This is a genomic window from Streptomyces sp. NPDC016309 (assembly GCF_043077235.1).
Classification (GTDB): domain Bacteria; phylum Actinomycetota; class Actinomycetes; order Streptomycetales; family Streptomycetaceae; genus Streptomyces.
Map to the genome: position 1 here is coordinate 337,682 of NZ_JBIBSG010000005.1, position 12,875 is coordinate 350,556.

The window sequence follows — 12,875 nt, forward strand, 5'->3', positions numbered from 1 at the left end:
TCCGGGGTTCAGGCGCCCGCTGTGCGGTAGCGGCGGAGGCTCACGAGCGAGCAGAGGGCGAGGAGCAGGCCCACGGACACCGCGGCCACCAGCCCGGGGTGGTCGGCGGGGAAACTGCCGCCGGTGGTCGCGGGGTTGCCCCACAGCCGGCGGCAGCAGGCGATCACGGCGCTCACCGGGTTCCACTCCGCGACCGGCCGGATCGCCGACGGGATGTTCTGCGGGGCCAGGAACGCGTTGGACAGGAACGGCAGCACGATCACCACGAACGGGGTGATCACACTGATCGTCTCCACGTTGCGCAGGGTCAGCGCGAAGAGCACGCCCAGCCACAGCATCGCGTAGACGAACACGGCGATCAGCGCGAAGCCGGCCAGCACGGACAGCGGCCCGGCGTTCGGGCGCCAGCCCAGCAGCAGCCCGGCGCCGGTCACGACGACCAGCCCCAGCAGCCCGACCAGCAGGTCGGCGAGGGTGTGCCCGAAGAGCACCGCCGACCGGCCGATCGGCAGCGACCGGAACCGGTCCGTCATCCCGCCGTGCAGGTCCAGCGCCACCGAGATCGCGGTGGGCCCGACACAGGCGAGGGCCACCTGGACGGCGCCGCCGGCGAAGACGTACTCCCCGTACGAGCCGCCGGCGGGCAGCGTGATGGAGTCCCGGAACAGGTAGCCGAGCATCACCATGCTCACCAGCGGGCTGAGCGCCACGCCCAGCACCCGGGCGGGGGCCCGCCGCAGGTGCCGCAGGCGGCGGCCGGTCACCGCGGCGACCTCCGTGAGGAGGGCCGCCGCGGGGGCGGGGCGGGGGATCGAGGCGGCCGTCGTCATGACCGACCGCCCTCGTGCGCGGCGTGCCAGCGCGCCAGTTCGGCGGTGACGGCCGGGCCGATCTCCCGGAGCGGTCCGGCGCTCATCATGTCGTCGTGGGTGCAGGCGACGTGGTGGACGTCCATCGGCCCGTCGAACACGGGCTTCCACAGCCCGACCTTGTTCGTCCGTTCCCCGTCGGAGAGCGGTGACTCGGAGACGAAGAGCTGCATCCTGCCGTCGTAACGGCCGGGCGCGTAACTCGACTTCAGAGTCTGGTGATGACTCATCAGATCGACCATGCGGGCCATCCGGTCCTCTCCCATCCGCGCCAGCGGGCTGTTGTCGCGGCGCAGCGCGTCGAAGACGTCCCGGACGGTCAGGTCCCGGTCGCCGTACTCGGAACGGTGGTGCCCGATGCCCTCCAGCAGCCAGGCGTACAGCGACTGCTCCTCGCGGTCGTCGGGCACCCCGGTGCGGGGGTAGGCGTCGAGGACGGTGAGCACCCCGACCTCCTCGCCGGCGGCCCGTAGCTGCACGGCCATCTCGTAGACGATCGTCCCGCCGAACGACCAGCCCAGCAGGTGGTACGGGCCTTCCGGCCGGACCTCCTTCATCCTCCGGACGTAGTCGGCGGCGATCTCCTCGACCGAACCGGGCAGCGGCGCGAAGTCCACCACGCACGGGGCCTGGATGCCGTAGATCGGGTGCTCGGGGCCGATGTGCCGGGCGAGCGGCAGGTACGGCAGGCTGAAGCCGACGCCGCTGTGCACGCAGAACACCGGCGGCCGGTCACCGGTCGGCCTGATGCACAGCATCGTGCTGAACGGATCGTCCATGCCGGGCTCCGCCGGGGCGGCCAGCGCCTCGGACATCAGCTCCGCCCCGCCCAGGCGCCCGGGTGCGGCCGGGGCCGTGACCGGGCCGCCGCGGCAGACCTCGGCGAGCTCCGCCACGCTCTGGTGCACGAACACATCGGCGATGGTCAGCTCCAGCCCGGCGTTGCGCGCCCCGTGGACCAGGAGCAGGGACTTCATGCTGTCCATGCCGGCGTCGAAGACACTCTGCTCCACCCCGATCTCCGGCAGCCCCAGCACCTCGGTGACGATGTCGTGCAGCACCGCCTCGGTCTCGTCGCGCGGCGCCGTCCCGGCCGTGTCCCGCGCCGCGTCGGGCGCGGGCAGCGCGGCCCGGTCCACCCGGCCGTCCGGGGTCAGCGGCAGCGCGTCGAGCACCACGAACACCGAGGGCACCATGTACGGGGCCAGTGCCGCGCCCGCCGCCTTGGCGAGCGCGGCGGTGTCCACCACCGCACCCTCGGCGGGCACCACGTACGCCACCAGCCGGACGTCACCGGGACGGTCCTCGCGGGCCACCACCGCGGCCCGCTCGACCGAGGGCCCGGACGCCAGCTCCCATTCGACCTCGCCGAGCGCGACCCGGAAGCCGCGCACGCGCACCTGGTCGTCCGAGCGGCCCACGTGCCGCAGCGCGCCGTCGGCGCCCCGCCTGACCAGGTCCCCGGTGCGGAACATCCGCGTGCCGGGCGGCCCGTAGGGGCAGGCGAGGAAGCGCTCGGCGGTGGCGGCCGGGGCGTGCGCGTAGCCCCGGGCCAGCCCGTCACCGGCCAGGTACAGCTCCCCGGTCACCCCGGGCCCGACCGGGTTCAGCCAGGGGTCGAGCACGTACGCCCGTACGTTGGCGATCGGCCGGCCCAGCGGCAGGACGCCGTCGCCGGTGTCCTCGCCGGGCTCCACCGTCCCGGACAGGGCGCCCACCGTGGCCTCCGTCGGGCCGAACTCGGTGACCACCCGCACATCCGGGTGGGCCTCGCGCCAGGGGGCCAGCCGCTCGGCCGGCACGGGCTCGTCGGCGAGGACCAGCTCCCCGGTCGGCGAGCAGCCGCCGGGCAGCGCGGCCAGCAGCGCCAGGTGGGACGGGGTGCCCTTCAGGAACGCGGCGCCGCCGCACGCCGTGGCGTCGTCCTCCGCCAGTTCGGCCAGGCGCACCGTGCCGCCGGTGACCAGCGGCAGGAACAGTCCCGTCACCGACACGTCGAACGACAGCGGGGTGGCCAGCAGCGCGTCCTCACCGGCACCGCGGTAGGCGTCCCGGGCCCAGGCCAGGTAGTTGACCACCGCGTGGTGCTCCACGACGACGCCCCGGGGGCGGCCGCCGGCACCGGCGGTGTGCACCACGTACGCCGGATGCGCCGTGCGCAGCGGGGCCGTCCGGTCGGCGTCCGTGACGGCGGTCGCCGCGGCGGCCTTCACCGCCGGGCCGTCCACCACCACCGGCACCGTCCCGGTGGCCAGCATCCGCCGGGCGAGGTCACCGCTGGTGACCACCCGCAGCGGCGCGGTCCCGGCGAACATCCGCTTGAGCCGCGCGACCGGCTCGTCGGCCTCCACCGGCAGATAGGCCGCGCCGGACTTCAGCACGCCGAGCACCGCGACGACCGCCTCCGGCGACCGGGGCAGCGCGAGCGCCACGACCCCCTCCGGGCCGGCACCGGACTCGATCAGGTGCCGGGCGAGCTGGTTGGAGCGGGCGTCGAGCTCGGCGTAGGTGAGCGAACCGGACTCGGACAGGACCGCCGTCGCGTCCGGGGTGCGGGCCGCCTGCGCCGCGAACAGCTCGGGCAGCGTGGCGTCGGGCACCTCCCGGGCGGTGTCGTTCCACCCGGTGAGCACCAGGGCGCGCTCGTCGTCACCGAGCACGTCCACCGCGCTCAGCCGGACCCCCGGGTCGGCGGCCACCGCGCGCAGCAGCCGGACGAAGCCCGCCACCATCCGCTCGGCGGTGTCCCGGGTGAACAGGTCGGTGCTGAAGCCGAGCAGGCCCCGCATGGAACCGTCCTCGGGCCACTCCAGCAGTTGCAGCGCCAGGTCGACCTTGATCCGGCCGGACTCCACGAACGTGGGGCGCACGGTCAGACCGGGCAGCACCAGCGGCGCGTCCTCGTTGTTCTGCAACGTCAGCATCACCTGGAACAGCGGGTGCCGGGCCAGCGAGCGCGGCGGGTTGAGCGCGTCCACCACCTGCTCGAAGGGCACGTCCTGGTGGGAGTAGGCCGCCAGGTCCGCCTCCCGGACCCGGGCCAGCAGATCGGTGAAGACCGGGTCGCCCGAGGTGTCGGTGCGCAGCACCAGGGAGTTGACGAAGAAGCCGACCAGGTCTCCCAGCGCGTCGTCGGTGCGCCCGGCCACCGAGGTGCCCACGGGGATGTCGGTGCCGGCGCCCAGCCGGGTGAGCAGCGCCGCGAACGCCGCTTGCAACACCATGAACTCGGTGGCCCCGGCCCGCCGGGCGATGCCCACCAGGGTGGCGTACAGCTCCGCGTCGAGCTCGAACATGACCTCGCCGCCGGAGTTGCCGCTCACCGCCGGCCGGGCGGAGTCCGCCGGCAGCGCCAGCTCCTCCGGGAGCCCCGCCAGCGCCTCCTTCCAGTACGCGAGCTGCCGCGACACATGGCTGTCCGGGTCGTCGGGCGACCCCAGCAGCGCGCGCTCCCACACCGCGTAGTCCGCGTACTGCACCGGCAGCGGCGCCCACTCGGGGGCCCGGCCGGCGCACCGCGCCCGGTAGGCGGCGGACAGGTCGCCCAGCAGCGGCGCCATCGACCAGCCGTCGAAGGCGATGTGGTGGAAGACCAGCAGCAGGACGTGGTCGTCCTTGCCGATCCCGAACAGGCGCGCCCGGAGCGGGGTCTCCCGGGTCAGGTCGAAGCCCAGGTCGTACTCGGCGTCCAGGGCGGCGGCCAGGCCGTCCTCGGACAGCGCCCGCACCTTCAGCCCGGGCCCGCCGTCCGCGGCGTCCAGCACCCGCGGCACCGGCCTGCCGTCGACCTCGGGGATCACCGTGCGCAGCACCTCGTGCCGCCCGGCGAGGTCCCCCAGCGCGGCCCGGAGGGCCTCCGCGTTCAGCCGCCCGGTGAGCCGGAACGTCATCGGCGAGTTGTACGTGCCGGTGGAGCGGGCCTCGCGGCGGTTGAGGAACCACAGCCGCTGCTGCGCGAAGGACAGCGTCCCCGCGGCACCGGCGGGAGCCGGCACCAGGGCGGGACGGGCCGTGTCGGCCGCGTCCAGCCCGCCGGCCAGGGCCGCCACCGTACGGGCCTCGAACAGGGCCCGGATGGGCAGTTCCACGCCGAGCGCCGTACGGGCCCGGCTGATCAGCCGGGTCGCCAGCAGCGAGTGGCCCCCGATGTCGAAGAAGTCGTCGTCGATCGTCACCCGGTCCAGGCCGAGCACGTCGGCGAACAGCCCGCACAGGATCGCCTCGGCGGGAGTGCGCGGCTCGCGCCCCGTCGTCGCCGTGTGCGCGCTCGGCGCGGGCAGCGCCTTGCGGTCGAGCTTGCCCTGCGGGGTCAGCGGCAGCTCGGGCAGCGCCACCACCGCGGAGGGGACCATGTAGTCGGGCAGTTCGCCGGCCAGCCGCTCACGCAGCCCGTCGGCGACGGCGCCCTCCTCGGCGAGGACCACGTACGCCACCAGGCGCCGGTCCCCGCTCTCGTCCTCCCGTACGGTCACGGCCGCCTGCGCCACGCCCTCCTGGGCCAGCAGCGCCGACGACACCTCGCCGAGCTCGATGCGGAAACCGCGGAGCTGCACCTGGTCGTCGGCCCGGCCCACGTAGTCGAGCTGCCCGTCGTCCAGCCGCCGCACCAGGTCCCCGGTGCGGTACATCCGCTCGCCCGGGGCGCCGTACGGGTCGGCCACGAACCGCTGGGCGGTGAGGTCCGGGCGGCGCAGGTAGCCGCGGGCCAGGCCGCCGGAGACGTACAGCTCCCCGGTCACCCCGACCGCCACCGGCGCCAGGTCCCGGTCCAGGACGTAGACGCGGTGCGCGGAGGTCGCACGGCCGATGGGCGGCCGGCCGGTCCCGGACAGCGGTCCGGCGACCGTGGAACTGACCACGGCCTCCGTCGGACCGTACCCGTTGTACAGCCGCACGGCCGACGCCCAGCGCTCCACGACCTCGGCGGGCACCGCCTCGCCGGCGACCGCGAGGCGCAGGTCGGCGGGCAGGGTGCTGCCCTCGGGCAGTCCGCCCACCACCACCGGCGGCAGACCGGCCAGATTGACCCGGGCCGAGTGGATCAGGTCGACCAGCGGCCGGCCCGGCGTACGGCACTCCTCGTCGGCGATCACCAGCGTGCCGCCGTTGAGCAGTGCCAGCATCAGCTCCCACACCGAGGCGTCGAAGCTGAACGAGGCGAACTGGAGCACCCGGGTGTCCGCGTCCAGGCCGAAGCGCTCGACCAGGCTCGCGACCATCGTCATCAGCCCCTGGTGCGCCACGGCGACACCCTTGGGCCGCCCGGTGGACCCGGACGTGTAGATCACGTAGGCGAGGTGGCGGGCGTCCAGAGGGGCGCGGCGCTCGGCGTCGGTGACGTCGCCGGCCGCGTACCCGGCGAGCGCGCCCGCCGTGGCGGCCGTGTCGACGGCGATGACGGCCGCCGCACCCAGGGGCAGCCGCTCGGCGATCTCCCCGCTGGTCAGCACGGCCACCGGGCGGGCGTCGTCCAGCATGTACGCGATGCGGTCCGCCGGGTAGGCGGCGTCGACCGGCAGATACGCGGCACCCGCCTTGAGTACCGCGAGCGCCGCCACCACCATGGCGGCCGAGCGCGGCAGCGCCACGGCGACCAGGTCCTCGGGGCCGACCCCGCGGTCGACCAGCAGCCGGGCCAGCCGGTTGGCGCGGGCGTTGAGCTCCGCGTACGTGACCTCCTCGCCGCCGTCGAGGACCGCGACGGCGTCCGGCGTCCGGGCGGCGTGCTCCTCGAAAGGCACCGTCGCGGGACGCGGGGCGACCGGCGCCGGCTCACCGGCCCAGGCGCCGAGCAGCAGCCGCCGCTCGTCGTCGCCGAGCGCGTCCACGTCGCCGAGGCGCGCGCCCGGGGCGGCGACCAGCGCCCGGAGGACATGGACGAAGCGGCTCACGACCGCCTCCACGCCCCGGGCGTCGAAGACGTCCGGCCGGTACTGCGCCTCCAGCCGCAGGCGCTCGCCGGGGAACACCCCGAGCGCCAGCGGGTACTCGGCGATCACCCGGGCCTTCCAGTCGAGCATGGACAGGCCGGGGACGTGGTCGCCGATGCGGTCGAGCACACCGGTCGGGTAGTTGTGGAAGCTCACCACCGTGTCGAACAGCTCCCCGACACCGCCCAGTTGCTGCACCTCGGCCAGGCCCAGGTGCTCGTACGGTTCGAGGGCGAGCCGCCGCGACTGGAGGTCGGTCAGCATCTCCTCCAGGGTCGTCCCCGGGCTCAGCGTCACCCGCACGGGCAGGGTGTGCATGAACGAGCCGACCATCTGCTCCACGCCCGGCAGTTCGGCGGGCCGGCCGGAGACGACCGCGCCGAAGGTGACGTCCCGGCGGCCGGTCAGCCGGCCGAGGGCCACCGCCCAGGCGCCCTGCGCCACGGTGTTCATCGTCAGTCCGCGTGCGTGGGCCCACGAGGTGAGCGCCCGCGTCAGGTCCTCGGGCAGCTCGGTGACCCAGGTCCCGGGCAGCGTCTCGACCCGGGCCCGGTCGGCGGGGCCGAGCCGGGTCGGCTCGTCCACCCCGGCCAGCTCCCGGCGCCACGCCTCCCGCGCGGCCTCCTTGTCCTGCGCGCCCGCCCACTCCAGGTAGCCGCGCACCGGGACCACCGGCGGCAGCGCCGAGGCGTCGCCGCCGTTCGACCACAGGGTGACCAGCTCGTGGGCGAGGACGGCCGACAGGGACCAGCCGTCCACCAGGATGTGGTGCGCGGTCCACACCACCCGGTACCGGTCGGGGCCCAGCGTGTAGACGGTGAAGCGGGTCAGCGGGGCCTCGGCCACGTCGAACCGGCGCAGCCACTCATCGTCGGTCAGCCGGACCGTCTCCGCCTCCCGGTCCTCCTCCGCCGCACCGGTCAGGTCGACCTCGTGCCAGGGGAGCTCCACGGAGCCGGGGACGAGCTGCACCGGGTCGCCGGTGTCCCGGTCGCGGAAGCAGGCGCGCAGGGCGTCGTTGCGCTCCAGCAGCGCCGCCACCGCCCGCCGCAGCACGTCCTTGTCCAGCGGCCCGCTGATGTCCATGAGGACCTGGAGGGTGTACGCGTCCATCCCGTGCCGGTCGAACTCGGCCTGGAACAGCAGGCCGCGCTGGAGCGGCGACAGCGGCAGGACGTCCGTCAGGTCCTCGACCTCCCGCTCGTAGGCCTCGATCTCGTCCTGGCCGATCGCGACGAGCGGGAACTCCGACGGGGTGCGGCCGCCCGCCCCGGGGCGCCGGGCGTGTTCGGCGAGCAGGCCGAGGGCGCGGAACCAGCCGTCGGCGAGCTCGCGGACGTCCTCCTCGGTGAGGATCCCGCCGGCGTACGTCCAGGTCGCCGACAGCACCGGGCCGCCGGGGCGGTCCTCGGTGACGGACACCACCTCGACGGGGTGGCGCAGCGGGGTGTCCGGGTGGGCGGTCTCGCCGGAGGCGCCGGACTCCATGCGCCAGGCCTCACCGGTACCGGCGGTGAACCGGCCCAGGTAGTTGAAGCCGATCTGCGGGACCGGCCGGCGGGCCAGCACCCGTGCGGTCTGCGGGTTCAGGTGCCGCAGCAGCCCGTGCCCGAGGCCGTGGCCGGGGACGGCGCGGAGCTGCTCCTTGACGCGCTTGAGCGCGGTGCCGCAGCTCGTGCCGGCCGCGGTGACGTCCTGCCGGTCGAGGTCGCCGACGTCCAGGGCGACCGGGTACACGCTGGTGAACCAGCCGACGGTGCGGGACAGGTCCGGCTCGCCCGCGACCGGTTCGCGGCCGTGCCCCTCCAGCTCCACCACCGTGCGGGTGGCGGGGACGCCGCGCCGGCGGTTCCGGTCCGCCAGGGCGAGGGCAAGGCCGGTCAGCAGCACCTCGTCCACATCGGCGTGGAACAGCGCCGGGACCGTGGTGAGCAGCTCGGCGGTGCGCTCGGCGGACAGCTCGACGGTGACCCGTCCGGCGGTCGCGCGGGTGTCGCGGGCCGGGTCGACGGGCCGGGTGCCCAGCAGCGGTTCGCCGGGGTCCGACTGCGCGGTCCACCAGGCCAGTTCACCGGCGCGCCGGGCGGTGCGGGCCTCCTGGGACAGGGCGCCCGCCCAGCCCCGGAAGGAGGTGGGGACGGGGTCGAGCCGCACCGGGCGGCCCTCGGACGCCTGGTGCCAGGCGGCTTCCAGGTCGGGCAGCAGGATGCGCCAGGACACCCCGTCCACGGCGAGGTGGTGGATCACCAGGAGCAGGCGGCCCGGCCGGCCGGGGCCGGCGTCGAGGTGCACGGCCTGCACCACCAGGCCGTCCTCGGGCCGCAGCCTGCCGCGCGCGGCGGCCAGTTCGGCGGCCAGCGGGTCCGCCCCGGTGCCGGCGGCCGCGTCCGTGCCGTCGCCGGGGCCCGCGTCCGTGCCGGAGACGTCGACGCGGGTGAGGACGTCCGCGGCGGACACCGCCCCGACGGGCAGCGTCTCCAGCGACCACAGCCCCGGAGCCGGGACGGCCAGCCGCGTCCGCAGGGTGTCGTGCGTGTCCAGCAGTGCCTGTACGGCCGCCGTCAGCGGGGCGCCGCCGGCCCCGGCGGGCACCGCGACCGTGACGTACTGGCTGAACTCCCGTGCCGCGTCGGGCAGCTCGGCGAGCTCCTCGCGGAGCTGGTCCACGATCGGGGTGGGCTCGATCTCGCCGACGCCGTCCCGGGCGGCCGCCGGTGCCTCGTCCTCGACGGGCCGCGCGGCCGCCGCGATGGCCGCGGGCGTGCGGTGCAGGAAGACGTCGCGGGAGGTGATGACCAGCCCGGCCTTGCGGGCCCGGCTGACCACCTGGATGGAGCTGATGCTGTCGCCGCCGACGGCGAAGAAGCTGTCGTCCCGGCCGACCGACGGCAGTCCGAGCACCTCGGCCACCACCTGGGCGACGATCCGTTCCACGGGGCCGCGGGGCGCCTCGGGCGCGGCCGCGGCGGGCGCGGCGGCGGGCGCGGCATGGGCCGGCACGGGCAGGGCCTTGCGGTCCACCTTGCCGTGCGCCGTCAGCGGCAGCGCGTCCAGGGCCACCAGGGCCGCCGGCACCATGTAGCCGGGCAGGACCCGGGCGAGACCGTCCCGCACCGCGTCGGCGTCCGGGGCGGCGGCGTCCACCGCGTCCGTGGCGCCCACCGTGTCCGTGGCGTCCGCCCCGGGCACGTAGTAGCCGATGAGCCGCTTCTGCCCGGCCGCGTCGGCGCTCGCGGTCACCACCGCGTCCGAGACGCCGGGCAGCGCGCGCAGCGCCGCCTCGACCTCGCCCAGCTCGATGCGGTGGCCGCGGATCTTGACCTGGTGGTCACGGCGCTCGATGAAGTCGAGCTGCCCGTCCGCCCGCAGCACCACCCGGTCACCGGTGCGGTACATCCGGGCGCCGTGGCCCGCGAACGGGTCGGCCACGAAGGTGGTGGCCGTGCGGCGCGGGTCGCCCAGGTAACCGCGGCCCACCCCGGCGCCGCCGATGAAGAGCTCGCCCGGCACCCCGCGCGGCACCGGCCGCAGCTCGTCGCCCAGCACGTACAGCAGCGTGTTGCGCAGCGGGCGGCCGATCGGGACGTACACCCCGTCGATGACGTCGCCGCGGCGGACGTAGGCGTGCGTCACGTCGTCCGAGCACTCCGTGGGGCCGTACATGTTGACCAGCGGGACGGACGGGTAGCGGGCGAACCAGCGGTCGCACAGGCCGGGCGCGAGCGCCTCGCCATTGGAGATCATCCAGCGCAGGGCGGGCAGCCGGGGGGCGCCGCCGGTGGTGTCCCAGGCGTCGAGGGTGGCGCGCAGCAGGGACGGGACCACCTCCAGCACGGTCAGCCCCTCGTCGCCGATGACGCCGAACAGGGCGTCCGGGTCGGCCGCGGTCTCCCGGCTCACCACCCGGACCCGGCCGCCGACCAGGAGGGTGGTCAGCGTCTGCCACACCGTGATGTCGAAGGTCACCGGGGCGTTGTGCACCAGGCTGTCCGCCCGGGTGAGGGAGAGCTCCTCCACCTTGGCGAGCAGGTGGTTGACCATGCCGCCGCGCTGCACCATGGCGCCCTTGGGCTTGCCCGTGGAGCCGGAGGTGAAGATGACGTACGCCAGGTCCTCCGGACCGCCCAGGACGGGCGCCAGGTCGCCGGGCGCGTCCTCGGCGCCGTCCAGGACCAGCAGCTCCAGCTCCCGGCCCGCCTCCGCGACCAGCCGCTCGGCCAGGCCCCGGTTGACGGGGTCGGCCACCAGGCAGGTCGCCCCGCTGTCCGCGAGCAGCGCGGTCAGCCGGGCGTGCGGCGAGCGGGCGTCGAGCGGCAGGAAGGCCCGCCCGGCACCCAGCACGCCCAGCTCGGTCACCACGAAGTCCCGCCCGGGCTCCGCCAGTACGGCCACCAGGCCGGTCCCGGCGAGCCGGCGGGACAGCGCCCCCGCCCGGCCGGCCAGCCGCGCGTAGGTCAGGCTGCCGGTGTCGTCCGTCACGGCCACCGCGTCCGGGCGTTCCGCCGCCCGGGCCCGTACCCGCTCGACGACGCCGACGTACGGCTCGGGCCGCGCGGGGCCGGTGAGCACGGCGGTCAGCCCGGCCCGCTCGCCGGGCGTCAGCAGCTCCAGCGCGCCGAGCGGCTCGTCGGAGCCGGCGGACACGAAGCGGTTGAGCCAGCCGATGAACCGCCGCAGGTGGCCGCGCGCCTCGTCGCGGTCGTAGCGGCTCTCGTTGGCGCTGAGGTCCACGCCCACGCCGGCCGCGCCCTTGTCGGCGACGGTGAACTCCAGGTCGTCCACCAGCCCGGTGGACGGGCTCTGGAGGACGGCCTCGCACGGACCGATGGTCAGCTTCTCGATCTGCGGCATCATGTTGAGGAACGGGCCGAACGGCCGCCGGTCGTCGCTGGCCAGCCCCATGCCGCGGCGCACCTTGCTGACCCGGTACCGCTGGTGCCGCAGCGCCCCGGTGATCTCCTTGTGCGCGGCGGCCAGCAGCTCGCCCCGGGTGGTGCGGGGGCCCGTCCGCAGCCGCAGCGGCAGGTAGTTGACGACCATGCCGGGGATGTTCTGGAGGGTGCCGCCCACCCGGGCGGTCACCGGCAGCGACAGCATGACCTCGTCGGTGCCGGTCAGGCGCTGGGTGTAGGCGCCGAGCGCGGCGACCAGCACCGTCTGCCAGGTCACCCGGGCATCCCAGGCCACGGCGCGCAGCCGGTCGGCGAGGTCGTCGGCGAGGACGGTCCCCTCCCGGAGGAACGTCTGGGCCGGCGCGGCGTCGCGGTGGGCCAGCGTCACCGGTGCGGGGGCGTCGGCGAAGCGCGCCTCCCAGTAGGCCCGGTCGCGCTCCTGGCGCGGGGAGCCCTCGTAGGCCGCCTCCGCCTCGATCAGCGTGCTCAGCGGGGCGAAGCGCCCCTCGTCGAGCGGGGTGCCCGCGGTCATCGCCTCGTACAGGGCCGACAGCCGCTGCCAGTAGATGACGTAGCTGAAGCCGTCCGACACCAGGTGGTGGTTGAGCAGGCAGAAGATGGTGCGGTCCGCGGCCAGCGTGAAGACGCTCAGCCGGAACAGCGGGGTGTCGCCGCCCACCGTGAAGGGCACCCGCAGGTCGGCCCGGATGGCGTCGTTGGCCGCTGCCTCCGGGTCGGCCGCGCCGCTGACGTCGGTGACGGTCAGCGGCAGGGCGGTGAGCTCCTCGACGACCTGGCGGGGTTCGCCGTCGACCTCGAAGAAGCGGGCCCGCAGGCACTCCGACTCCTCGGCGAGCCGGGCCAGCGCCGCGGTGAACCGCTCCCGGTCCAGCGGGCCCCTGATGTCCCAGTAGATCGCGGTGTTGTACGTGGCCCCGCCGCCGGTGAGCCGTTCGTCGAACCAGATGTCCTTCTGGCCAGCGGTGAGCGGCAAGCCGGCCGTCGGCACACGAGTCATTGCAATCCCCTCGGAAAGTTCACCAGGTCCATGCCACCGTCCCGGCCGCCGGATCGCGGTCACCGCTCGACGCTCACGGGCATGGGGCCACGCAGAAAACGCGGGAGCGCCGCCCCGCCGGCCGTCCGGGGCCGGCAGGGGCAGCGTTGTCTCCCAGGGTGGTCGA

General features: G+C 75.4%; 2 protein-coding genes. Both read right to left on the bottom strand.

The window, feature by feature from the left end; all coding sequences use genetic code 11:
- Positions 1-8: 8 nt before the first annotated feature.
- Positions 9-830, bottom strand: a complete 822-nt coding sequence (locus tag ACF068_RS15180; RefSeq protein WP_392274689.1) for an ABC transporter permease — start codon at positions 828-830, stop codon at positions 9-11.
- Entirely contained in the window at positions 827-12,709 is an 11,883-nt protein-coding gene (locus ACF068_RS15185; protein ID WP_392274690.1) for an amino acid adenylation domain-containing protein, read from the bottom strand. The genes ACF068_RS15180 and ACF068_RS15185 overlap by 4 nt, the downstream gene beginning before the upstream one ends.
- Positions 12,710-12,875: the final 166 nt, after the last annotated feature.